This is a genomic window from Acinetobacter sp. YH12227 (assembly GCF_013417785.1).
Classification (GTDB): domain Bacteria; phylum Pseudomonadota; class Gammaproteobacteria; order Pseudomonadales; family Moraxellaceae; genus Acinetobacter; species Acinetobacter gandensis.
In genome coordinates, this window is record NZ_VPDH01000003.1 from 1 (window position 1) to 24139 (window position 24139).

General features: G+C 35.3%; 23 protein-coding genes. All 23 read left to right on the forward strand.

Going from position 1 to position 24139, the window contains the following annotated elements:
- Nucleotides 1-320: 320 nt before the first annotated feature.
- The 23 genes from tviB to FTV09_RS01045 all read left to right on the forward strand — a co-directional run bounded on the left by tviB (nucleotide 321) and on the right by FTV09_RS01045 (nucleotide 24134).
- Complete coding sequence (gene tviB, locus FTV09_RS00935) at nucleotides 321-1598, forward strand: Vi polysaccharide biosynthesis UDP-N-acetylglucosamine C-6 dehydrogenase TviB (RefSeq protein ID WP_180056298.1); 1278 nt, start codon at nucleotides 321-323, stop codon at nucleotides 1596-1598.
- Nucleotides 1599-1612: 14 nt separating this feature from the next.
- The gene (locus FTV09_RS00940) at nucleotides 1613-2635 is read left to right on the forward strand and encodes an NAD-dependent epimerase/dehydratase family protein (RefSeq protein ID WP_180056299.1); all 1023 of its coding nucleotides are present in this window, start codon (nucleotides 1613-1615) and stop codon (nucleotides 2633-2635) included.
- Between the two features lie 10 nt (nucleotides 2636-2645).
- Nucleotides 2646-3818: an oligosaccharide flippase family protein gene (locus FTV09_RS00945; protein ID WP_180056300.1), complete on the forward strand. Its 1173-nt coding sequence runs from the start codon at nucleotides 2646-2648 to the stop codon at nucleotides 3816-3818.
- Nucleotides 3818-4411 carry an acyltransferase gene (locus FTV09_RS00950; protein WP_168379448.1) on the forward strand — a complete coding sequence of 198 codons (594 nt, stop codon included), beginning with the start codon at nucleotides 3818-3820 and terminating at the stop codon, nucleotides 4409-4411. Before FTV09_RS00945 ends, FTV09_RS00950 begins: the two co-directional genes overlap by 1 nt.
- Before the next feature lie 94 nt (nucleotides 4412-4505).
- On the forward strand, nucleotides 4506-5054 hold the full coding sequence (locus FTV09_RS00955; protein WP_180056301.1) for a DapH/DapD/GlmU-related protein: 549 nt from the start codon (nucleotides 4506-4508) through the stop codon (nucleotides 5052-5054).
- A 33-nt stretch (nucleotides 5055-5087) separates the two neighbouring features.
- Nucleotides 5088-6206 (forward strand): glycosyltransferase, encoded by a 1119-nt coding sequence (locus FTV09_RS00960; protein ID WP_180056302.1) that lies wholly within the window; start codon nucleotides 5088-5090, stop codon nucleotides 6204-6206.
- Nucleotides 6203-7297, forward strand: a complete 1095-nt coding sequence (locus tag FTV09_RS00965; RefSeq protein ID WP_180056303.1) for a glycosyltransferase — start codon at nucleotides 6203-6205, stop codon at nucleotides 7295-7297. Before FTV09_RS00960 ends, FTV09_RS00965 begins: the two co-directional genes overlap by 4 nt.
- On the forward strand, nucleotides 7294-8433 hold the full coding sequence (locus FTV09_RS00970) for a glycosyltransferase family 4 protein (RefSeq protein WP_180056304.1): 1140 nt from the start codon (nucleotides 7294-7296) through the stop codon (nucleotides 8431-8433). The genes FTV09_RS00965 and FTV09_RS00970 overlap by 4 nt, the downstream gene beginning before the upstream one ends.
- A gap of 32 nt (nucleotides 8434-8465) precedes the next feature.
- Nucleotides 8466-9005, forward strand: a complete 540-nt coding sequence (locus FTV09_RS00975) for a serine O-acetyltransferase (RefSeq protein ID WP_180056305.1) — start codon at nucleotides 8466-8468, stop codon at nucleotides 9003-9005.
- A 153-nt stretch (nucleotides 9006-9158) separates the two neighbouring features.
- Nucleotides 9159-9767 (forward strand): sugar transferase, encoded by a 609-nt coding sequence (locus tag FTV09_RS00980; RefSeq protein ID WP_180056306.1) that lies wholly within the window; start codon nucleotides 9159-9161, stop codon nucleotides 9765-9767.
- On the forward strand, nucleotides 9760-10416 hold the full coding sequence (locus FTV09_RS00985) for an acetyltransferase (RefSeq protein ID WP_180056307.1): 657 nt from the start codon (nucleotides 9760-9762) through the stop codon (nucleotides 10414-10416). The genes FTV09_RS00980 and FTV09_RS00985 overlap by 8 nt, the downstream gene beginning before the upstream one ends.
- Nucleotides 10417-10451: 35 nt before the next feature.
- On the forward strand, nucleotides 10452-11621 hold the full coding sequence (locus FTV09_RS00990; protein WP_180056308.1) for a DegT/DnrJ/EryC1/StrS aminotransferase family protein: 1170 nt from the start codon (nucleotides 10452-10454) through the stop codon (nucleotides 11619-11621).
- Nucleotides 11622-11682: 61 nt separating this feature from the next.
- Nucleotides 11683-13530, forward strand: coding sequence for a nucleoside-diphosphate sugar epimerase/dehydratase (locus FTV09_RS00995; protein ID WP_180056309.1), 1848 nt, complete (start codon nucleotides 11683-11685; stop codon nucleotides 13528-13530).
- A gap of 38 nt (nucleotides 13531-13568) precedes the next feature.
- Nucleotides 13569-15107 carry an MATE family efflux transporter gene (locus FTV09_RS01000; RefSeq protein ID WP_180056310.1) on the forward strand — a complete coding sequence of 513 codons (1539 nt, stop codon included), beginning with the start codon at nucleotides 13569-13571 and terminating at the stop codon, nucleotides 15105-15107.
- Nucleotides 15108-15109: 2 nt separating this feature from the next.
- Entirely contained in the window at nucleotides 15110-16444 is a 1335-nt protein-coding gene (locus tag FTV09_RS01005) for a Coenzyme F420 hydrogenase/dehydrogenase, beta subunit C-terminal domain (protein ID WP_180056311.1), read from the forward strand.
- A complete protein-coding gene (locus FTV09_RS01010) occupies nucleotides 16441-17544 on the forward strand; it encodes a polysaccharide pyruvyl transferase family protein (protein ID WP_180056312.1) in 1104 nt (367 codons plus the stop codon). The genes FTV09_RS01005 and FTV09_RS01010 overlap by 4 nt, the downstream gene beginning before the upstream one ends.
- A 5-nt stretch (nucleotides 17545-17549) precedes the next feature.
- Nucleotides 17550-18491 carry a glycosyltransferase family A protein gene (locus tag FTV09_RS01015; protein ID WP_180056313.1) on the forward strand — a complete coding sequence of 314 codons (942 nt, stop codon included), beginning with the start codon at nucleotides 17550-17552 and terminating at the stop codon, nucleotides 18489-18491.
- Between the two features lie 2 nt (nucleotides 18492-18493).
- Complete coding sequence (locus FTV09_RS01020) at nucleotides 18494-19315, forward strand: glycosyltransferase (protein WP_180056314.1); 822 nt, start codon at nucleotides 18494-18496, stop codon at nucleotides 19313-19315.
- Nucleotides 19316-20356: an EpsG family protein gene (locus tag FTV09_RS01025; protein WP_180056315.1), complete on the forward strand. Its 1041-nt coding sequence runs from the start codon at nucleotides 19316-19318 to the stop codon at nucleotides 20354-20356.
- Nucleotides 20356-21306: a glycosyltransferase gene (locus FTV09_RS01030; protein WP_180056316.1), complete on the forward strand. Its 951-nt coding sequence runs from the start codon at nucleotides 20356-20358 to the stop codon at nucleotides 21304-21306. The genes FTV09_RS01025 and FTV09_RS01030 overlap by 1 nt, the downstream gene beginning before the upstream one ends.
- Nucleotides 21307-21317: 11 nt before the next feature.
- Nucleotides 21318-22391: a glycosyltransferase gene (locus FTV09_RS01035; protein WP_180056317.1), complete on the forward strand. Its 1074-nt coding sequence runs from the start codon at nucleotides 21318-21320 to the stop codon at nucleotides 22389-22391.
- Nucleotides 22388-23437, forward strand: a complete 1050-nt coding sequence (locus FTV09_RS01040; RefSeq protein WP_180056318.1) for a glycosyltransferase — start codon at nucleotides 22388-22390, stop codon at nucleotides 23435-23437. Before FTV09_RS01035 ends, FTV09_RS01040 begins: the two co-directional genes overlap by 4 nt.
- Nucleotides 23438-23528: 91 nt before the next feature.
- A complete protein-coding gene (locus FTV09_RS01045; protein WP_180056319.1) occupies nucleotides 23529-24134 on the forward strand; it encodes a sugar transferase in 606 nt (201 codons plus the stop codon).
- The last annotated feature ends 5 nt before the right edge of the window (nucleotides 24135-24139 follow it).

A 24139-nucleotide genomic window follows, 5' to 3' on the forward strand; every position in this document is an offset into this window, starting at 1 on the left:
GTCATGAGAAAGCCCATATAAATGGGTAATGTACAAGTTGCTGTAGAAGCATGTTTAATTCGTCTGATCACAGATACTTTATAAAGTATTTTAATACTTTTTTGAATCCGTCAATGCGTAAGTCCTATATTAGTTGAATTTTTTTAAATGAGTAATGTTGGTTTTATAGGTGGGATTGTTTAATCCTATAAATATTTTTGATTAAAATTACAGTCCCTATAGGACATCATTACACAATCGAAATTTGATTTTCTGATATAATTTAACGCTATTTACAACATAACGATGATTGATAATTCATCGATGACATGGGCTTCAGTATGTTACAACTCTCCGAATTAAAAATTGCCATAATCGGATTAGGTTATGTCGGTTTACCGCTAGCTGTTGAGTTTGGAAAAAAAGTTCCCGTTGTGGGTTTTGATATTCATCAAAAGCGTATTGATGAGCTACAGAGCGGACAAGATCATACTTTAGAAGTTTCACCAGAAGAATTAAAGCAAGCAACGCATTTAAGCTACACCACGAACTTAGAGCAGTTAGCAGACTGTAATTTCTTTATTGTGACAGTGCCAACCCCGATCGATGAATTTAAGCAACCCGACCTGATTCCTTTGATTAAAGCATCCGAAAGTATCGCTAAAGTATTGAAAAAAGGCGATGTGGTTGTCTATGAATCAACGGTTTATCCTGGTGCAACTGAAGAAGTATGTATTCCAGTTTTAGAAAAAAATTCAGGATTAAAATTCAATCAGGATTTTTATGCAGGTTATAGCCCAGAGCGTATTAACCCGGGAGATAAACTGCACCGTGTCACCAATATTTTAAAAATCACTTCGGGTTCAACACCTGAAGTGGCTGATTATGTTGATCAAGTCTATAACTTGATTATTGAAGCAGGCACACATAAAGCATCAAGTATTAAAGTTGCAGAAGCGGCGAAGGTGATTGAAAACACCCAACGGGATGTGAATATTGCCTTAATTAATGAATTGGCGCTTATTTTTAATAAAATGGGCATTGATACAGAAGCAGTCTTGCAAGCTGCAGGCACCAAGTGGAATTTCTTACCGTTCCGTCCGGGTTTGGTTGGTGGTCACTGTATTGGTGTCGACCCATACTACTTGACTCATAAAGCCCAAGCGATTGGCTACAACCCAGAAATTATTTTGGCAGGCCGTCGTTTAAATGATGGAATGGGCGCTTATGTGGTGACTCAACTGGTTAAAGCAATGCTGAAAAAACGCATTCAAGTTGAAGATGCCAAAGTATTGATTTTAGGCTTAAGTTTTAAAGAAAACTGCCCAGATATTCGTAATACCCGCATTATTGATATCGTCAATGAACTTAAAGAATATCACACTCAGATTGATGTCTATGACCCTTGGGTCGATGCATCTGAAGCTGAGCATGAATATGGTATTAGCCCAATTTCAAACTTAGAAAATGGCAAATATGATGCCGTTATTTTGGCCGTTGCACATCATCAATTTAAAGATATGGGCGTGCAAGCCATTCGTGCTTTAGGTAAATCTGAGCATGTGCTATATGACTTGAAATATGTGTTATCTCAAGCCGAATCTGACCTTCGTCTATAAGAGGACATACTATTATGAATCAATATCAACAGGTATGTGACAACCTCAAAACTGCACCCAAAACTTGGTTGGTGACGGGTGTGGCGGGTTTTATCGGCTCAAACCTTTTAGAAACTTTACTTAAGCTCAATCAAACTGTGGTGGGTTTAGATAACTTTGCCACAGGGCATCAGCATAATTTAGATGAAGTGCAAAGCTTGGTCTCTGCTGAGCAGTGGGCGAATTTCCGTTTTATTGAAGGCGATATTCGTCAGTTTGCAGACTGCCAAAAAGCATGTGCAGACGTAGATTATGTCTTGCATGAAGCAGCGCTCGGTTCTGTACCACGCTCCATTGCTGACCCCATCACCACCAATGAAACTAATATCAGTGGGTTTTTAAATATGCTCACTGCAGCACGTGATGCAGGTGTTGCAAGTTTTACTTATGCGGCCAGTAGTTCAACCTATGGTGACCATCCAGCATTGCCAAAAGTGGAAGAAAATATTGGTAATCCACTTTCACCTTATGCGGTAACCAAGTATGTAAATGAACTCTATGCCGATGTATTTGCACGTGCATACGGTTTTAAAGCGATTGGCCTACGTTATTTTAACGTGTTTGGTCAACGCCAAGATCCAAACGGTGCTTATGCGGCAGTGATCCCGAAATGGACAGCATCGATGATTGATGGTGAGGATGTCTTCATCAATGGTGACGGTGAAACCAGTCGTGATTTCTGTTTCATCGACAATACAGTTCAAGCCAATATCTTGGCGGCGACCGCATCAGATGAAGCAAAAAATCAGGTCTATAACGTCGCAGTGGGTGACCGTACTACGCTGAATGAGTTATATCGTGCTATTCAAGTCGCGCTTGCGACCAATAATGTTCAATTTGACCGTGATCCTGTCTATCGTGAGTTTCGTGCAGGTGATGTACGTCATTCACAAGCCAGCATTTCCAAAATTGAGCAAGGCTTGGGTTATGCACCACAGTTTAAAATTGCCGAAGGCATTCAACTTGCGATGCGTTGGTACGTAAACAACTTAAAATGATATTGAACAGATGATTGCGAAAATTTTCGCAAAATATCAGTCCATTGGACTGATTACATTAAGTTTACTGGTCGGTGCGATAATTACATTTATCGCACTTCCTGTTTTAACACGCCTATATTCTGTTGCTGACTTTGGTGCTTACGGGATTGCATTGGCGATTGTCAGTGTTTTATCGACCGTTGCTAATTTACGTCTCGATCAAGCGTTGTTAGTCGCGGACGAGCAAGATAAAAAGAGCCTGATTTTTGAAGGGGCGGTGTTCTCAACAGCAATCGCTGTGATGAGTGGCATCGTCATCAGTGTTATTTTAAATGTTGAAATGGCAGGGGCTGTCGCGACAGGTGTGCTTGCCAATACCCTAATTCAAAGTCTGTATAATTATCAATTTTCTGCACATAAAGAATATTTCTGTGCAAGTTTAAATATTTTCCGTAGTGCCATTGTGGTGGCTGTTCAACTTTCTTTACCGCTCGTGATGCAAATTAGCTTGGTGAACAGTTATAACGTCAGCTCAGTCATTATGATTGTGGCGGTGCTGATTTATTTACTAAAACATCAGCTCTATCAAGTGAGTTGGCAAGCATTTAAACATTACAAAGATTTTATTTATGCCAACACGCCTCATGCCTTGCTGAATAGTTTTTCGCATAATTTGCCTTACTATGTGGTGTCGCATTTTGTCGGTGTGCAGGCGATGGGCTTCTATGCCATTGTCGAAAGGACTTTGCGTGTTCCGATTAATCTGATCTCACAAACTTTGCGTCAGTTTTTTATTCGCAAATTTAAAGATGCAGATTCAAGCCAAAATGCGTTAAAAGCCAGTGTGCTACTGAGTTTAGTTTCACTGCCATTATTTGCCTTGGTGTTTGTATTGCCTGAATCTTTATATTTATGGGTTTTTGGCAGTGAATGGGTGGGTATTTCGAGCTATTTCCAAATTTTAGCTTTAGGTTATTGGGCGATTTTCTGTAATCCACCAAGCTCAGCTTTTTTGATTGCTAAGCGCAACAGCCAAGTTTTATTCAAGTTGCAAATCGTAGAACTCATGATTAAGTTTGCTTTATTTGCAGGCTTCTATGCAGTCTTTGCTGATAAAGTGTATATGTTACTTGCGGTGCCTGTGGCATTAATTTTCTATAACTTTGCCATTTTATATGTGGTGTGGAGAAACAAAAACTGATGTTTTTTAAAATCTTAAAATACATAAATTGGTTTGCTTCACAGTGCCGTAAAGTGATGTACAACATGGCATTTGGCACACAATTCCGTTACTTCGGGAAAGCGTGTACTCTAGAGATTAATGGCCAAGTCAAGATCGGTAAGAATGTCTATATTGGCGACCATGTCAGTTTAATTGTCGAGCAAGGCGCGATTTTAGAAATTGCAGATCACAGTTTTATTGGTGAAAGCTGTTATATCAAATGCTTTGGTGGCAAGGTGTCGATTGGTCAAGACGTCAGTATTAACTCGAAGTCTTTTATCAATGGCTGTGGTGGTATCACCATTGGCGATAACACCCGTATTGGTACGCAAAGTATTTTGATTGCCAGCAACCATAAATTTGGTGAGCCTGATCTGTTGGTGAAAGATGCGATTACCAAACAAGGCGTCAGTTTAGGACAAAATATTTGGCTAGGTGCACGGGTTACGGTACTTGATGGTGTAACTATTGCCGATGATAGCGTGATTGGTGCTTGTAGTTTGGTATCTAAATCTTTGCCTGAATCAGGGGTATATGTCGGTATTCCGGCTAAAAAGATCAAAACTGTTTAAAATACTATTCATATCCTAAAACACGTTTTCAGCGTAAAATATTCAGCTTAATTTTTTTCCTTTCGATTTTCTGATCCTGACATAGGTCATACGTATGGCATTTATGGTTTCTGCTTTTCGACAGCTGTTTGATCTTGCTTATTTTATGGCGAAGGGCAGTGTGGCTTATGCACGTAAAAAAGGTGTGAAAGTCGGTGAAAACTGCCGAATCTATATTAAAAGTTGGGGCTCAGAACCGTTCTTGGTCAGCATTGGCGACCATGTGACGGTCACTTCAGGGGTGAAATTTATTACCCATGATGGCAGTACCTGTTTGGTCAAAGATGACCAAGGGAAACGCTATCAACGCTTTGCGCCAATTCAGGTGGGTTCACATGTATTTATTGGTGTAAATAGCATTATTATGCCGGGTGTGAGCATTGGCTCAAATGTGGTGATTGGCGCAGGTTCGGTGGTGACTAAAGACATTCCTGACCATAGCGTGGCGATTGGTGTGCCTGCTAAAGTGGTATCCAGTTTTGCTGATTATCAAGCCAAAATTCAAAGCACCTGTGCCAGTGATACTGACTTAGCGGGTATTGCGGATTATCGCGCGCGCGTGGAACGTGCCATGGCAATTCAAGCCTCAAAAAATCATCGTTAATATTCTCGCATTTTATAAAATTTAGGTCTGCATATGTTGAATAAAGTCATGTTCTTTTTGCCAAGCTTGGGCGGTGGCGGTGCAGAACGTACGGTCATTCAACTGGCGAACAGCTTTGCTGAACAAGGGCTAAAGATTCATTTAGGTGTATGTGACCTTAATGGTGACAAAGCCAAGCTGCTACCCGAAGTCAGTTCTAAAATTGAATTGGTCAATTTTAATTGTGGTCGGGTGATGAATAGCATCACACCCTTAAAAATGAAAATGAAAGCTGAGCAATATGATTGCTTGGTGGCAACGCAAACCCATACCAATATTGTGGCAGGCATTGCGAAAAAGCTTGCAGGTGTTGCAACGCGATTGATCTTCCGTGAAGTATCGACGCCATCCAAAAACTTAAAATTGCAAGGTATTGCTAAATTTGTGCTGAAAACTTTGGTGAATTGGACTTATCCCATGGCACAGCAAGTGGTCTGTGTCTCTAAAGGGGTTGAAGCCGATTTTCGTGAATATTATGGCTATAAAAATAATAATCTGAGCACGATTTATAATCCTGTGTTGGACAATGCCTATTTTGAAAAGCTTAAAGCGCCAGTCACACACAAATTTTTGAACGATGACCATAAAGTGATTTTGGCAGTAGGGCGTCTCACTGAAGCAAAGAACTTTGGTTTTCTGATTCGCTCTTTTAAAGCCTTGCATGATCAGCATCCTGAAACTCGATTATTGATTTTAGGTGAGGGCGAACTGCGTGCAGAGTTTGAGGCTCTAGTTGCTGACTTGGGTTTAAAAGACGTGGTGGATTTGCCGGGCTTTGATTCAAATCCATATGCTTATTTTAAATATGCATCGCTATTTGTTTTAAGCTCCAATTGGGAGGGTTTACCGGGCGTTCTCATTCAGGCCTTAGCTTCTAAAGTCAAAGTAGTGAGTACCAACTGTCCAAGCGGACCAATGGAAATTTTAGAAAACTCCAAGTTTGGTTTATTGGTTGAATGCAATGATCAGGTAGGTTTAACTCAAGCCATGCAACAAGCAATTTTTGCAGATTATGTGCAATATCAAAATGTTGATTTTGAAATGCATATTCAGCAGTTTCATAAGCAAACCGTACTCAAGCAGTATTTGCGAATGATGGAGTCGGCAGCATGAGCAAACCGTTGATGGTACATGTGATCACCAACTTTGCAGGCGTGGGCGGTGCAGAGATGATGCTGGCACGTTTGATCCAATGCACAGAGCAGCAGTATGAACATGTGATCATTGCATTGATGAAAACCTCTGAGGTTTATCAAAGTACTTTAGATAGCTGTCAGGCGCATTATGCGCTGGGTTGGAATGGTATAAATACGCTGGGCACCATTCAAAAACTGCGTGGTTTACTCAAACAACTGCAACCTAAAACCGTGCAATGTTGGATGTACCACGCCAATGTGTTGACCAGTCTCAGTGTCATTGGTTTAGCGAAAAAACCAAAAGTTGTGTGGGGCATTCATCATTCGCTTGCTTCTCCTAAAGAGGAATCCATCAGTACCAAAATTGCCTTGGGTTTAAGCAAAATACTGTCACAGCAAGCCAGTGCTATTATTTATTGTGCACATTCGTCCATGCAACAGCATCAGGCGTTCGGCTTTAAAAATGGCAATAGCCAAGTGATTGCCAATGGTGTTTTTCTCGATAAGTTTCAGCCAAATTTACAGTTAAATGAACCAACCGTGATTGGTTTTGCAGGACGTTATCACACCGCCAAAGGTTATCCGTATTTGTTTGAAACCATGGACTTGCTGAAAGATAAAAACATCATCTTTAAAGTCGCAGGTAGTGGTGCAAGCTTAGATAACGTGGAAGTGAAAGCATTATTTGAGCAGTATCAATTGGAGAGCGAGAAAGTTCAGTTACTCGATCAAATCTCGGATATGCCTGCTTTTTATCAGTCGATTGATGCCTTTTTAATGACCTCGATTACCGAAGGATTTCCCAATGTGTTGGTCGAAGCCATGGCTTCAGGACTGCCATGTATCAGTGCAGATGTTGGCGATGCCAAATATATTGTGCAGGATTTAGGAAGTATTGTTCCACCACGTAATGCGCAAGCTTTGGCGGATGCCATTTTGGCATATGTACAAAAGACAGAAGCACAAAAACAAAGTTTAAAACAGGCGACGCGTGAACGGGCAGAGCAGAATTTCAGTATTGAAACTGTTAGCCGTCAATATATGCAGGTGTGGAGCCAACAGGCATGAAATTTTTAATGATCAGTAGTTTTTTGCCGTCGGTACTGAATTTTCGTGGCAAATTGCTAGAAGCGATTTCTGCTCATGACTATGAAATTCATATCATGGCACCTGAATTTGCAAGCTTCCCTGAAGAACAGAAAAAACTTGAAGTACTTGGCTATCATTTGCATGAAATTCCGATGCAACGCACTGGTACCAATCCACTGGCGGATTTAAAACTGCTTAAAAACCTGTATCAGCAGATTCGTCACATTCAACCCGATTATGTGCTGTCCTATACCATTAAACCGGTGATTTATGGCACCTTGGCATCATGGCTTGCCAAAGTCCCGCATCGTTTTGCGTTAATTACCGGTCTCGGTTACGCCTTTCAAAATGTCGAATCAGGTAAGCGCAGTGTGTTCCAAAAAATGGTGCATGGTTTATATGCGCAAGCATTAAAACGTAGCGACAAAGTCTTTTTTCAAAATCCTGATGACCTCAAATTGTTTCAAGATATGCACTTGCTTGATGCTGATAAACCCACTGTAGTAGTGAATGGTTCAGGGGTAAATGTGCAAGACTTTGATGTCATGCCTTTACCAAAAAATGAACAAGGGCAGGTCAAAGCCTCTTTCTTACTTATTGCAAGACTTTTGGGTGATAAGGGCGTGCGTGAATATGCTGAATCGGCACGTATCATCAAAGAAAAGCATCCTGAAGCGGAATTTCATTTGGTCGGTTGGATTGATGATAATCCATCAGCCATTTCTCAAGCCGAACTCGATACATGGATTGCAGATGGTCGCCTCAAATATTGGGGCAAGCTCAGTGATGTCCGTCCTGCAATTGCGGAAAGTTCCGTGTATGTGTTGCCATCTTATCGTGAAGGCACGCCACGTACGGTATTAGAGGCGATGGCAATGGGTCGTGCTGTGATTACCACCGATGCGCCGGGCTGTCGTGAAACGGTATCGCACGGTGTGAATGGTTATTTGGTTGGAGTGAAGTCTGTAGATGATTTGGTGCAAAGCATGCAGTATTTTATTGAAGATCCAAAACTGATTGAGTATATGGGAACGCGTTCGCGGGAAATTGCGCTGAATAAATATGATGTGCATCAAGTGAATAAGCACATGATGGCTGAAATGGATATTCATTAAAGGCGATTTACCCAATTTAAGAGGCGATCCAGATGACCTTAAAATATATAAAAAGTGATTTATACCGTTATACCGGTCATGTCAGTTTTAAAACATTTTTGAAAACTTATTTTTTCAATCGTGGTTTTAATTTTTCATTTTGGCTGCGTTTAGCCAGTTCAAAAACTGTATGGGCAAAGTTGGCCTATCCTATTTATTATTATAAAAGAAAGCACTACGGCATTGATATTCATACCACGACTCAAATTGGCTACGGCTTGTTTATTGGGCATGGCGGGCCGTTGGTCGTCAATCCGACAACCGTGATTGGCAATAATGTGAATTTATCGCAATTTACCACCATTGGTGCAAATGGCGGCCGTCAAGCCGCAGAAATTGGCGATAATGTTTATATTGGGCCAAATGTCTGCATTATTGAACATGTCAAAATTGGCAAGAATGCCACTATAGGTGCGGGCAGCGTTGTGACCAAAGATATTCCTGAAAATGCAACTGCGGTAGGAAACTACGCGAAGGTGATCAGTATGAATAATCCGGGTCATGCAGTTAATCGTCGTTGGACAGATCTCTAAACGGTTATATGGTTTAGCAGCTTTTAGAATGGGGAATACTTGAATCCCTGTGATGTTGAATTTTTTACAAATCTGATGGCTTTGGACAGGGTATAATTATTGCTAGAAATAAATATTGACTCCACCATTTTTATCTAACCTCAAGAGTGAACCATGTTAAAGCGCTTATTGGATATTGTGATTGCATCATCTGCGCTATTGCTGCTGTCTCCTGTATATGCTTTTGTGGCATATAAGGTGCGAAAAAATTTGGGTTCACCTGTATTGTTCCGTCAGGTGCGTCCGGGGCTTAATGGCAAACCTTTTGAAATGATCAAATTCCGCAGTATGAAAGATGCGGTTGATGCACAAGGTGATTCCTTGCCCGACAGTGAGCGTTTAACACCCTTTGGTCAAATGCTGCGTTCCAGCAGTCTGGATGAAATGCCTGAACTGTGGAATGTGATTAAAGGCGATATGAGTATTGTCGGACCACGACCACTGCTGATGGAATATTTACCCCTCTATAATGAGCAACAAGCCAAACGTCATAACGTGCGTCCGGGCATCACAGGGTATGCGCAAGTGAATGGTCGTAATGCCATTTCATGGGAAAAGAAATTTGAGCTAGACACATGGTATGTCGAAAACCGTTCATTATGGCTCGATTTTAAAATTATGCTGAAAACGGTACAAAAAGTATTGTCTAAAGATGATATTAGTGCCGAAGGTGAAGCGACCATGAGTAAATTTACGGGTACTTCGGAGCCTAAAGATGACTAAGCTCTATGCAATTTATGGCGCTTCAGGCTGCGGGCGGAGTTTAATGCCTGTTGCACGCCAGCAATTAGCCCGTGAAAGCGATATTTCAGAAATCGTATTTATTGATGATGCCTTGGAATTGGTTGCAGACGTAAATGGTCATCGTGCCATGAATTACCTCACATTTTTAAATGAAACGGCTTCTGAAAAATACGTGCAAATCGCGATTGCCAATAGTCATGTACGAGAAAAGATCGCTCAGCGTTTAGAGATGGATGGCATTCACCTTTGGTCGATCATCGCGGACAATGTAGTTCTAATGGATCAGCTTGAGCTCGATGAAGGCTCTGCTTTAAGTCCATTTGTCACCATTGGCTCAAATGTCAGAATCGGTAAGTGTTTTCATGCCAATTTATACAGTTATGTCGAGCATGATTGTGTGATTGGGGATTTCGTTACTTTTGCACCAGGCGTAAAATGTAATGGCAATATTCATATTCAAGACCATGCTTATATGGGCGCAGGTGCGATGATTAAGCAGGGCACACCTGATCAGCCTTTAGTGATTGGTGCAGGTGCTATTGTTGGTATGGGTGCTGTCGTGACTAAAAGTGTGCCTCCAGGCGCAACAGTGGTGGGAAATCCCGCCCGTATTGTGACGAAAAAATAGATTTTTAAACTCGATTTTGAGACTAGGAAAAACTCATGTTAAACAGTGCATTTGAACCTTGGCCAAGCTTTACTCAAGCAGAAGCCGATGCGGTATCAAAAGTCCTTTTATCCAATAAGGTGAATTATTGGACCGGTCAAGAATGCCGTGAATTTGAAAAGGAATTTGCACAGTTTGCAGGAACCAAGCATGCAGTTGCTGTTGCCAATGGTACAGTCGCACTGGATGTAGCACTCAAAGCCTTAGGTATTGGCGCAGGCGATGATGTGATTGTTACCTCACGTACGTTTTTAGCTTCGGCAAGCTCGATTGTGACTGCCGGTGCCAATCCGGTTTTTGCAGATGTCGAACTTGATTCACAGAATATTTCTTGCCGTACCATTGAAGCAGTGATTACGCCGAATACCAAAGCGATTATTTGTGTACATTTGGCAGGCTGGATGTGTGATATGGATCCGATCATGCAGTTGGCTGAGGAAAAAGGCATTTTTGTGATTGAGGATTGTGCCCAAGCGCATGGTGCAATGTACAAAGGCAAATCAGCTGGTTCCATCGGTCATATTGGTGCATGGTCTTTCTGCCAAGACAAAATCATGACCACGGGCGGTGAAGGCGGCATGGTCACTACCAATGACGAAAGTCTGTGGAAAAAAATGTGGTCGTATAAAGATCACGGCAAAAACTTTGATAGCGTCTATAACAAACAACATCCACCGGGTTTCCGTTGGTTGCATGATTCATTTGGCACCAACTGGCGCATGATGGAAATGCAGGCGGTGATTGGCCGTTTACAGCTCAAACAAATGCCAGAATGGACTGCAAAACGTAATGCCAATATGGCGCGTATCCAAGCGGCGTTTGAAAATAGTCCGTATTTTACTGTAGCAAAACCATCTGTTGAATATGTGCATGCAGCCTATAAATGCTATGTGCAAGTCAATGTCGATGCTTTACCCGACGGCTGGTCGCGTGATCGAATCATGGCAGAAATCAATGCATTGAATGTGCCTTGTTTTAGCGGTTCGTGTTCAGAAGTGTATTTAGAAAAAGCATTTGATGGTACGCCTTGGCGTCCTGCGCAGTCTTTACCGCAAGCTAAACAGCTCGGTACAACAAGTTTAATGTTCCTTGTACACCCAACATTGTCTGAGCACAGCTTGCAGAAAACCGTGGATGCGATCCAAGCGGTGATCGCAAAAATCTAAATCTGAAAAGAGCGTATAATATGCGCTCTCATTCGCTTTATTGACCCCATTTGAGCATCTTGTGAAAGACTTTATCCGTTCTATAGCATCATTACCGCGTCGCCAAAAACAAATCGTTTTGGTGCTGATGGATATCTGTGTTTTACCACTGATGATGTGGCTGGCTTATGCCATTCGTTTGGCACGTCCCAATGTTCAGGTCATGCAAGGACTGGATGCTTGGTATATTTATGTTGGTGTGGTTGGCATTCTGATTTTTGCTTTGCTTGGTATTTACCGTGCAATTGTACGTTCATTTAATGAAGATTATTTGCTGCGGATTTTAATCGGGACATTTATTCAAATCGTGGCCTTGTACACGATTAAAAAACTCAATGTTGCATTTATTCCCATGAGTATTCCGCTCATGTATGGCTTTATGCTGTTTTCATACATGTGGTGGAGCCGTGCAGTCATTCGCTACGCTACCCTTAAAACTTTTGCCAAAAAGCAAAGCCGTAAACGTGTGGCAATTTATGGGGCAGGGCTGGCAGGTCAGCAAATTGCAGCAGCTTTAAACCGCTCAGATGATTATTTGCCCGTGTGTTTTATTGACGATAAGCGCTCCTTACAAGGTCAGTCACTGAGTGGTTTAAAAATTTATTCACCCAAAAAAGCGCAAGCAAAATTTGGAAAATTTGGCATTGAAGAAGTATTACTTGCCATGCCATCGGTTGGTCGTGCGCGTAAAAAAGAACTCATTGAGTCTTTTGATATGGCAGATGTCAAAATCATGGAACTGCCAGGGGTAACCCAACTGGTCGATGGTCAAGTTCAAGTTTCAGATATTCGTGAAGTGGATATTATTGACCTATTAGGGCGTGATCCTGTACCACCAAAGCCTGAACTCTTAGAAAAAAATATTAAAAATAAAGTGGTCATGGTGACAGGAGCAGGGGGGTCGATCGGCTCGGAGTTATGCCGTCAGATCGTGAAGCATCAGCCTAAAATGTTAGTGCTGTTTGAAATGTCTGAATTTGCTTTGTATTCAATCGACCGTGAATTGCAGGCTTCTGATATACAAATTATTCCAGTGCTGGGTTCTGTCACCAATCAGCAAAAATTAGAACGTATTATTCAAGAGTACAAAGTGCAAACGGTTTATCACGCCGCAGCCTATAAACATGTGCCACTTGTTGAAGCAAACCCATTTGAAGGTATTTATAATACGTCCATTGGCACACAGCGTAGTGTAGATGCAGCGGTGAATCAAAATGTTGAAACTTTTGTTTTAATTTCAACAGATAAAGCGGTACGTCCAACCAATGTCATGGGTGCGTCTAAACGTATGGCAGAATTGTATTGTCAGGGTCTAGCGTCGACGAATCCAAAAACTCAAATTAGTATTGTGCGTTTTGGCAATGTACTTGGTTCGTCAGGTTCTGTCGTCCCTTTGTTTAAAAAGCAGATTGCTCAAGGCGGGCCTGTTACAGTAACGCACCCAGAAGTCACGCGTTATTTTATGACCATTCCAGAGGCAGCTCAGCTCGTTATTCAGGCAGGTGCGATGGGGACAGGCGGCGATGTCTTTTTATTGGATATGGGCGAGCCAGTTAAAATAGTAGATTTAGCTAAACAAATGATTCGTTTGAGTGGTTTCCGTCCCATCGATGAAAATGGTATAGGTGATATTGATATACAATTTACAGGTTTACGTCCGGGTGAAAAGTTGTATGAGGAATTATTAATTGATGCAGATAGTGTGGAAAAAACGGATCATGAGCGGATTTTAAGGTCTTTTGAAAATTTTTATCCTTATTGTGATATTAATAAAATCTTTAATATATGGGAAAGTGAATATAAAGATAAGTCTGAAATACCAAATTTATTTAATGAATTTAAAAAATATGTAGAGGGTTATACTTCATAACTCAAATAGACTAATGTAAATCTAGCCAGGATATTGAAGTGGTTTCGAATAACAGGCGTATAGCTAAAAATTCAATTTTTTTATTAAGTAGAACAATATTTCTTACTATAGTAACTTTATATACACTTCGTGAAGTTATTTCAATACTTGGAGCGGAACAGTTTGGTTTATATACAGTAGTTTTTGGTATTGTAGCAATGTTTGGTTTTGTAAATGGCGCATTGCTTTCTGGTACACAAAGATTTCTAAGTGTTGATATTGGGAAAAATGACATTAACTCAATAAAAAACACTTTCATTTCAGGATTTTATATACACTTATTAGCTTCTTTTTTTCTCTGCTTTCTAATTTATTTATTTAGAGATTATATTATAGAAAATATTTTAAATATTAAAAACTTTAAGAGAGAGGCAGTTTTAATTTATAATTTTGCCACATTAAGTATTTTTATTTCTATTTTACAAATTCCTTTTTCAGCATTAATTACTGCATATGAAAAAATGCAAGCATTTGCTTATCTTGCAGTATTAGATGGTATCCTAAAACTATTGGTTGTATATTTTTTAAATTTTTTTGATATAAATAAAGTTGTTTTATACTCATTTTTTTTGACATTGGTAAGTTTTTTTATCTTTATTTTTAATATACTATATTGTTACATTAGTTTTGGTAGGGTGGTGGCCTTTAATTTTGTAGCATTAAATAAAATTAAGTTATTAATTAAAGATATGCTTCAATTCATGGGGTGGAATTTAATAGGCAATCTTTCAGTTGTAATGAGAAATCAAGGTGCTAATGTAATACTAAATATTTTTTTTGGTTTAATGATAAATACAGCATTTGCAATTTCTTTAACGGTTATGGCTGCTATATCTACATTATTATCTTCGGTATCAAATGCAATAAATCCTCAAATTTATAAAAATTATGCCAATAAAAATTTTAAAAATTATTATAATTTAATCGATTATGGTACAAAGTTTTGTATGATAGTTGTTTCAGTCGTTATATTCCCATTAATTTTTAGCATGGAATATATTTTGAAATTATGGTTAAAATCCACTCCTAGTTATGCAGTTGAATTGACACAATTGGGTCTTGTTTTAGTATTAATTGAGTCATTTTCAATATTAATTGTGTCGGCTATTCAGGCAACAGGTAACATTAAAGGTACACAGATAATAGTAGGCACACTACTTTTATTGAATATTCCGATTTCTTATCTACTGTTCATGCTTGGATTTTCGCCTAAATTTATATTGATCGTACCTATATGTATTGCTTTTATTGCTTTTTTTGTAAGAATTTTATTTTTAATTAAATTGACAAACTATAGATTTAAAATGTATGTATTGAAGGTTTTTATGCCTATACTTACACTACAAGTATTTATATTGCTAGGTATATTAATATATAATTATATTTTTGGTACTCCACAAGAGCTATCAGAATTTATATATTTCTTAATTTCATTTGGTCTCTATAGTTTATTTCTTTCTTATTTCATTGGATTAAATGAAGTGGAAAAGCAAAAAATCAGATCTATTGTATTTAAAAAAGATGGAAAATTTAGATAGTTATGAGTATTGAAAAAATTCTAGAAAATGAACTCTGTACTGGGTGTGGGGCTTGTATTTCAGAGGATAAAAGCAAAACAGCAAAAATGGTTTGGAATGATTCAAATTTCTTAGTTCCTAAGTTGACTGAATTATCTACTAGTAATGAAATGTACAGTGTATGTCCTTTCAATCCAAATTTAAAAAATGAGGATGCTCTAGGAAAAATATTTTTTCAGCGAACTAGTGGTAATTACAATGACAGGATTGGATTTTATGGTGGTCTTTATGCAGGATATAGTAATAAATATAGAGAAACCTCTTCCTCCGGTGGTATTGCAACATATATATTTGAAAAAATAATTAATAATAAAATTGCAGACCATTTATTCATTGTTCAGGAAAGTTGTGACGGTTTTGAATATAAACTGTGTAGCGATATAGAGGATATACGTAAAATATCTAAAACACGTTATATGCCTGTAACTTTAGAAAAATTGTTTACAGAAATTGATAATATTAACGGAAAAGTAGCAGTTTCAGGAGTTTCTTGCTTTGTAAAAGCAATACGATTAAAGCAAGAAAAAAATCCTAATTTAAAAGAAAAGATTCCATTTGTGGTGGGAATTATCTGTGGTGGATTAAAGAGTAAGTATTATACAGATTTTTTAGCACAATCAGCTGGGTGTAATTCTGATTATTCTTCAGTTCAGTATCGTGTTAAGAATGTTGAAAGTTTTGCTTTAGATTATAAATTTTCTTGTAAAGAAAAAGATAATGGCAGAATACATATGATTGATATGTTGAGCTTAGGTGACATGTGGGGAACAGGCTTATTTAAATCAAATGCATGTGATTTCTGTGATGATGTAATGAATGAATTAGCGGATATCTCTTTAGGTGATGCTTGGATAGATCCATATGATAAATCAGGTTCTGGAAATAGTATTGTTATAACCCGTAGTCAATTAGCTGAAACCTTAATAAACCATGGTATAGACAATGAAGAATTAATTTTAGATAAAATTTCGCTGGAAATGGTAATACAATCACAGTCAGGTAGTTTTAATCATAGACATAAAGGACTTGCATATCGAATTAAAAAATTTAAAAATAAAGATTTAATAAAAAAACGCGAAAGATTTATATCCGAACAAAGTATTATATTTAATTTAGTTCAATCGCAAAGAATGCAAACACGTGAAAAAAGTTTATCTTATTGGATAAATAATCCTGATTACTCTGAATTTAATAAGTTAATGCATCCATTACTTGTTAAATTAAAAATTTATAATAAATTAAATCATATGCAACAGAAGTTGGTAAAGTTATTTAAAAATAAGCTGGGTGCTAAATGAAAAAAGTAGCTATTTTAACGCAACCATTGGGACATAATTATGGTGGCATGTTGCAAGCGTGGGCACTACAACAAGTTGTTACCCAACTGGGTTATAATGTGGTTACGATTGATCGTCAGCCAGCTAAACTGAGTCTTACATATCTTTTTATACGGTTGATATATAGAGTTTTGCTAAAAGGATTGGGTAAAGGAAAATCACCTATTTTTATAGAATCGAAAAAAAATCTTGCCTATAAAAATACTAGAAATTTTATTAGTACAAATCTAATCATGTCAGAACCTTTGTTTACTACGTCTCAATTGATCGAGCATTTTGATAACATTGGGTATGATGCTGTTATAGTTGGCAGTGATCAAACTTGGAGGCCTAAATATTCACCTTGTATTGAAAACTTTTACTTAGATTTTTTAGAAAAAAAGAAAATTAAAAAAATTGCCTATGCATCATCATTTGGTGTGAGTGAGTGGGAATATGATGCTGAATTGACAGCGAGATGCTCAAAGTTAGTTAACTTATTTGATTGGATAAGTGTCAGAGAAGATTCTGGAGTTGAGCTATGTAAAAAATATTTTCATATAGATGTAGATCATGTTCTCGATCCAACTTTATTATTGAGTCAATCCGATTATAAAAAACTTATAGGTCAAGATAGGTTAGATTCAAAAAGTAGTGGAATTTACACTTATATCCTAGATCCTAGCAGTGAAAAGAAACAATTAATTGAATCTTTCGCTAAAGAACATGCAGAAATGGTTTATAGTTGCCAAGCAAAATGTTCTATTGAGGATTCAATTGATCATCATGATATTATTATGCCTGATCCAAGAGATTGGCTTGCTGGATTTGCAAATGCGAAATATGTCATTACCGATTCATTTCATGGAGTTGTCTTTTCAATAATTTTTGAAAAACCATTTATTTGTATTGTTAATGAAGGAAGGGGAAGTTCAAGATTTTCTTCACTATTCAAAACCTTAGGTCTTTCAGCTGATTTGAAAGAATACTCGTCTAAACTGACACATATCAAAGCCATAGATCCAAGGCTTATTCAACAATCAATTAATTTGCTTAAAAGAAAGCTAGATTTGGATGTCTAACTATTATGCCTTTTATCTCAGTAATTGTCCCTATTTATAATATGGAGAAATATATTGTTGATTTATTGGAATCTCTAGTAAATCAAACATATAAAAACTTTGAAGTAATCTTGGTAAATGATGGATCGACTGATCAAAGTTTAGATATTTGTAATCAATATGATAAGTGTGACTCTAGATTTAAGCTATATTCGAAAATCAATGGTGGCGTTGCATCTGCTAGACAATATGGTTTAGAAAAAGCTACAGGTCTATATATTATACATGCAGATCCTGATGACTATTTGGCTAATGACGCACTAGAATTGATGGCAACTGAAGTAGAAAGAACAAAATGTGATATATGTATTGCTTCTTATAGTGTAATGTTTCCGAATAAATCTATAACAGTTGAAGTAAATGGAGAGCTAACTCATCAAGATTTGATCAGAAAATTAGCATTTGATCAAATGCATGGTGCTTTGTGGAATAAGTTGATTCGAAGTGATATCTGCAAAAAAATGTCTTTCATACCAAATATTAATTATATGGAAGATAAATTGTATTTGTTAAAATTATTAAAAAATAATAAAAATTTAAAAATCTCTTGTATAAGTTCAAATGTTTATTTTTATAGACAAAGATTGGGTTCCTATACGAATGAAACTGATAATCTTTCTATCCAGAAATTTAAGTCTTCTAGTGAAATTGAAATTGAGTTATTAACAGATGTTCTAACAGAAATAGAATTAAAAGAAGTCAAAGAACTGATAGACATTCAGATTGCTTTAAGTCAACATCCAAAGGATATTCAAACTGGTAGATTTGGATTAAAAATGATGGTTAACCGTAATTTTAAATGGCACTTTAGGCTAATGGGTTTATTCTTAATGTTTGGTATTAGAGCACCATTGTATATTTATAAAATATATTCAGACAGCAAGAAACAAAAGTTAGGAGTGTTCTAAGCGTGAGTGTTAATTTAATACCTAAAAAAATACATTACTGCTGGTTTGGTGGCAATCCATTACCAGATATTGCTCATAAATGTATGGAAAGTTGGAAAAAGTTTTGTCCTGATTATGAAATTATTCGTTGGGATGAAAGTAATTGTGATTTGCTAATTAATGATTTCGTTAGAGAAGCAGTAGAGCATAAAAAATGGGCTTTTGTTTCAGACTATTTTCGTCTCAAAGTTATTGAGGAGCATGGAGGTATATATCTAGACATAGATGTTGAATTACTAAAACCCTTTGATAGTTTGTTAGAATTAGAAGGTTTTATGGGGTTTGAACTCTCAAAGTTTAATTGTATTAATTCTGGTTTGGGTTTTGGTGCTACGCCTCATAATAAAATTATACAAAAACTTAGAGAAAACTATGAAAAAACTTCATTTGTAAAACATGATGGTTCGTTTGATATGACTCCCTGTCCACAAAGAGATACTAAAGTGTTAATAAATTTAGGATTAAAGCAAAACAATTGTAATCAGCATATTGATAATTTTCAATTTTTTTCTTCAGAATACTTTTCACCAATTGGTTTTTTAGGAGAGAAAAAATTTACTCATAATACCTATTCTATACACCATTTTAATGCATCTTGGTTAAGTGATTCAGAAAGAAAATTATTAACATTTAGAAAGAATTTGAAAGATAAAATGGGAAATAAAATTGGGGGAGTGGTATACAATGTTTTATTACCGTTTCAGATTATAAAATTCTATGGTTTTTTTTATTTTTTAAGAAAAATTTTTCTTAAGATAAAAAATAAATTGAAAATGGTGAATTAAGTGCTTCCTTACTTTCTAGTATTTTTTTTAGTAAATTTTGTTACTATTTTTGAAAAAACTGTATTAAACAGAAGAGCAATATTGTTTCCTTTGTTTTTTTTGGTATTATTATTTTCTTTGCGCAATATTTCTGTAGGTGTTGATACTAATGCTTATACTCTAAATTATAAAAACCACAACAATGTTTATGTTAATGGTTTTTTAGAGGATATTGAAATTGGATATCAAATACTGGATAGAACTGTAATTTATTTTACTTATAACTATTTTTGGCTTTTTCTAATAAGCTCAGTCATTGTGATTTCTTTATATTTGTATACTTTAAAGAAAATATCACCTAACTATAGTATATCTGTTTTTTTGTATATTTCATTGGGTTATTATACATTTTTTTTTAATGGTTTGAGACAAGGAATTGCTCTAGCATTATGTTTTTTTTCATTGAAATATTTGTTTAGGAAAGAATTTTTAAAATTCTTATTAGTTGTTTTTATAGCTAGTTTATTTCATAAGTCTGCATTAATTGTTATACCAATATATTTTTTAAGTTTGTTAAAGATAAGTGAATATTACAAAGTTATTTCTTGTTTTATTTTTTCTTTGATCTTTAGCTCTATGCTTATTAATTATTTAGCCAATAATAACGAAAGATATGAAATATATAAAGATGTTTCCGGTGAGATAGGTGGGCTTTATACTTTACTTTATTTTACTTTTATTGGTTTGTTTTTTAAATTTTTAGCTAATAAGATTAAAATAAAAGATATAATATTTAATTATTCAATGAGTATTTATTGGTGTGGTTTAGCCATTGTTTATCCATTGGTCTTTTTAGGTATGGATCCTTCTGGTCCACAACGAGTGCTTTACTACTTTACTTTTACATCAATGATATTTATTACTTTAGTGATGAGTAAAATAAAAAACATGCTTTTATTGATTTTTATTTATTTTCAGTTTGTGTTATATTTTTATTTTGTGACTCGCTATTTAGGCGGTTTCTACCCTTATAAAATCAACCCAATATTTGAGATTTTTTAATGAGTTCTGATTTAAGTATTATTATTCCAGTGTATAATTCAAAAGATTATATTCTTGATTGTGTAAATTCTATCAAAATTTTGGATAATACAAACTATGAAATAATAATTGTTAATGATGGTTCTAGTGATAATAGTCTAGATATTATTAATTTAATAGCTAGCGAAAATCCACGTGTTAGAATAATTTCACAAGAAAATAAAGGACTTGGTGGTGCAAGGAATACTGGGATATTGAATTCCAATGGTAAGTATGTTTTATTCCTTGATTCTGATGATAGGCTAAATTTAAATATTTTTAATAAGTATTTAAAAAAAGATGATTTTGATATTTTAGAGTTTTCTGTTAATTTTTTAAATGAAGATGGTATTATTAAAAGTACCTTAAAAAAACAAGAAAATATTATTAGTAAAGTAGGGGTTGATTACACCCTGAAATTTGGTTTTGAAAGTTCAGCATGTAATAAAATTTATAATTTAAATTTTTTATTGAGAAATAATATTTTTTTTAAAGAAAAAATTTATTGTGAAGATATTCATTTTAATTCACGTGCTTTTTATTTTGCAAAAAATGTTAGGTCTACAAGCGAAATTTTGGAAAATATATATTTAACTTCTAATTCAATAACTAGGGGCGATGATCCCGTTAAAAAAAATAAATTAAGCACTGATTTAATGTTTGTTTTTGATGACTTAAAGTATTTTTTTAATGAGCAAAACTTTTCCACAAAAAAATATTCTAAATTAATTTTAGGGGATTTAGCTTTAGGTATAATACATATGAATTTAAAATTGAATAGAGATGCTAGTTTATATTTTAATTTTTTCAAAGAAAATAAGTTGTATTTTTATTCTTATGGCATGAAAAAGAATATTTATAAATTTTTTTTGATAAATAAAATATCTTTTATGTTGCTATCTTTGATTTATGTTTTTAAATTTAAAAACTAATGGAGTCTGTTTTGAATATTTTGCATATTTCTCCTAATTTTAATTGGTGTACTATTTTTATTTTACCTATTGCTAAGAAGCAATATGAAGTTGGGAACTGTGTATGGATTTCTACTCCAGAAAATCATTTGGAAATAAATTGTAATGAAAGTGGCGTAAAATTTGTGTCTTGGCATAATAAATATAATAAATTTTTAAGCCATATTTTTCACTCATTTTTTCTAATTAATCAGATACGAAAAAATAGAATTCATAAGGTATATTTGCATACCACCCTTGATTCTTTTTTTTACGTTTTAATGTTGCGTTTTTTTACTTCTGCTGAAGTGGTATATGTAAACCATGGAGTTCCGTATGTAGGATATAAAGGAATAATAAGAAACTTATTTAAGTTTGTTGAGTTTTCTAACTTAAATTTTTCCCACAAAACAATTGTTATTACTCAATCTATGAGCAAGTTGTTGTCATCTTTCCTTTTTTATAAGGAAAAACTTTTTTTTCTTAATCCTGGTACGATGGTTGGTGTAAATATTAAATATAAGGATTATCAGCAGCTACTCGATGAGCGTAATAAACATGAAAATAAAAATAAAATTAGAATAATTTTTATTGGTAGGCCTGAATTTAGAAAAGGGATATACGATTTATTAAAAGGTCTTTCAGGAACAAGACTTAATTATGAGTTAATTATTCTTGGCTGCGAAAAAAATGATATTAATATAGATTTAGACTGTAATAAAGTAAAGGTTTTAGGTTATAAAAAAGATCTTGAATTATTTTATTTGTCGTCAGATATTTTATGTGTGCCGTCTCACCATGAGGGTTTTGGTCAAATCTATTTAGAAGCAGCTTCTTTTGGTGTTATACCAATTTGTTGTGATATACCTGGGCCCACTGATTTTATCAAACATGATTTTAATGGTTTAGTAGTAAAACCTAAATCAGCAGAAGAAATCAAAGAATTATTTGATAATATTTCAGATGGTCTATTTGATTTAGAAAAACTTAAATACAATGCATACATTTCTTCTTTTACTTATAGTTCAGAAACTGTGGTTGAAAAAAACATGGAATTTTTTATATGACGGTATATTTTATAACCAATGGGGTCAATCGTGTTGGTGGTACTGAAAGGGTCATTGTACAGTTAGCTAAATCATTATCTGATGTCATTATTATTGTACCAGGTAATCAGCAATGTGCTTTTAATGGTTTTGAAGATCTAAAAATTTTAAGTTTAGATGTTGGTGAGTTTCCTGATAAAGGTAAGCTAAAAAAAATTGTACATAGGTTTGAATATTTAAATGAAATAAGAAAAAAAATTGCTATTAATTCAAAAGATATAGTGATTTCATTTTCTTTTGATTTAAACGTTATGAATGTAATTCTATCAAAATCAACAGCACATCGTGTTATACTATGTGAACATATTGAATATGATTATCATAAAGGTATTCGTAATTCGATTCGTAAATTTTTTTATAGACAAGAAAAAGTTCAATTAGTTTGTCTAACGGAAACTGATACACAAAAGTTTATTGCTGATAATATTGATACTATTACAATTCCTAATTTTATCAATCCTATTGAGTCTCATTATATACCTAATAGAAGAAAATTATTATCTATTGGTCGTTTGGAATATCAGAAAAATTTTAGTTTTTTGATTGAGTCTTTTAATTATTCTAGGTTATACGAAAGAGGATGGACTCTAGATATTATAGGAGAGGGTTCAGAATATGATTCTTTACAAAATATGATTACACAATTGAAATTAAATAATTTCATAACTATTCATAAGTTTACTAAAGACATCAATAGATTCTATGATTCAGCAACAATCCTTTGTATGACAAGTCGTTTTGAAGCTTTCCCGATGGTTTTGTTAGAAGCCATGAATCATGGCTTACCAGTATTAGTTACTGATTTTCCTACTGGTGCAAAAGAAATTCTTGGTCTTAATAATCCTCAAATTGTAAAAAAATATGACATTCATAGCTATGCTGATGAGTTAATTTATAGTTGTAATGATCTAGAAGTCTTAGCAACTTATTCAGTCAGTAATAAGCACCTTGTTGGTCAATATTATCCTGATAATATAGTAAGAAAATGGAAAGAAATTTTAAAGTGAAATTTAAATTTTTACTTTAATATTTATATATTTAGGTTGAAATTGATAGAATTAATCGATTTATGCACTGAAGGCAGGGCGATATAAATACATGAAACGATTTATCGATATATTAATAGCTTTAGTCGCTTTAATACTTCTTAGTACGGTTTTTGTTGTTGTGGCTTATAAGGTGCGCAAAAATCTTGGTGCACCTGTTTTTTTTCTCCAAGAACGCCCTGGTAAGAACGGAAAATTATTTAAAATGATAAAATTCCGTTCTATGAAAGATGCATTTGATCAACAGGGAAATCCACTACCAGATGAAAAACGTATTACACCATTTGGTCAGAAACTTCGCTCAACCAGTTTAGATGAAATGCCTCAACTCATTAATGTTTTAAAAGGCGATATGAGTATTGTGGGTCCACGACCACAGATGAAAGAGTTTATGGAGCATTATACGCCTGAGCAAATGCGCCGCCATGAAGTACGCCCAGGTATGACAGGTCTTGCTCAAGTGAGTGGTCGTAATAATCTATCTTGGGAAGAAAAATTTGAGCTTGATGTAAAATATGTCGATGACCATAATGTATGGTTTGATTTTAAAATCATGTTTAAAACTTTTGTAGTTATGGTTAAAAAAGAGGGTATCAATGCACCTGATCAAGCGGTAGGCGCAGCTCGTTTTTCAAGCCAAGACTCAAGCAAAAATTAATTTAT

Coding starts and splice junctions, on each gene's coding strand:
- FTV09_RS01015 (WP_180056313.1), top strand. CDS start 17,550: ATGCCTTTTATCTCAGTAATTGTCCCTATTTATAATATGGAGAAATAT.
- FTV09_RS01045 (WP_180056319.1), top strand. CDS start 23,529: ATGAAACGATTTATCGATATATTAATAGCTTTAGTCGCTTTAATACTT.
- FTV09_RS01040 (WP_180056318.1), top strand. CDS start 22,388: ATGACGGTATATTTTATAACCAATGGGGTCAATCGTGTTGGTGGTACT.
- FTV09_RS00975 (WP_180056305.1), top strand. CDS start 8,466: ATGACCTTAAAATATATAAAAAGTGATTTATACCGTTATACCGGTCAT.
- FTV09_RS01005 (WP_180056311.1), top strand. CDS start 15,110: ATGAGTATTGAAAAAATTCTAGAAAATGAACTCTGTACTGGGTGTGGG.
- FTV09_RS00945 (WP_180056300.1), top strand. CDS start 2,646: ATGATTGCGAAAATTTTCGCAAAATATCAGTCCATTGGACTGATTACA.
- FTV09_RS01010 (WP_180056312.1), top strand. CDS start 16,441: ATGAAAAAAGTAGCTATTTTAACGCAACCATTGGGACATAATTATGGT.
- FTV09_RS01030 (WP_180056316.1), top strand. CDS start 20,356: ATGAGTTCTGATTTAAGTATTATTATTCCAGTGTATAATTCAAAAGAT.
- tviB (WP_180056298.1), top strand. CDS start 321: ATGTTACAACTCTCCGAATTAAAAATTGCCATAATCGGATTAGGTTAT.
- FTV09_RS00940 (WP_180056299.1), top strand. CDS start 1,613: ATGAATCAATATCAACAGGTATGTGACAACCTCAAAACTGCACCCAAA.
- FTV09_RS00965 (WP_180056303.1), top strand. CDS start 6,203: ATGAGCAAACCGTTGATGGTACATGTGATCACCAACTTTGCAGGCGTG.
- FTV09_RS00985 (WP_180056307.1), top strand. CDS start 9,760: ATGACTAAGCTCTATGCAATTTATGGCGCTTCAGGCTGCGGGCGGAGT.
- FTV09_RS00980 (WP_180056306.1), top strand. CDS start 9,159: ATGTTAAAGCGCTTATTGGATATTGTGATTGCATCATCTGCGCTATTG.
- FTV09_RS00950 (WP_168379448.1), top strand. CDS start 3,818: ATGTTTTTTAAAATCTTAAAATACATAAATTGGTTTGCTTCACAGTGC.
- FTV09_RS00970 (WP_180056304.1), top strand. CDS start 7,294: ATGAAATTTTTAATGATCAGTAGTTTTTTGCCGTCGGTACTGAATTTT.
- FTV09_RS00955 (WP_180056301.1), top strand. CDS start 4,506: ATGGCATTTATGGTTTCTGCTTTTCGACAGCTGTTTGATCTTGCTTAT.
- FTV09_RS00990 (WP_180056308.1), top strand. CDS start 10,452: ATGTTAAACAGTGCATTTGAACCTTGGCCAAGCTTTACTCAAGCAGAA.
- FTV09_RS00960 (WP_180056302.1), top strand. CDS start 5,088: ATGTTGAATAAAGTCATGTTCTTTTTGCCAAGCTTGGGCGGTGGCGGT.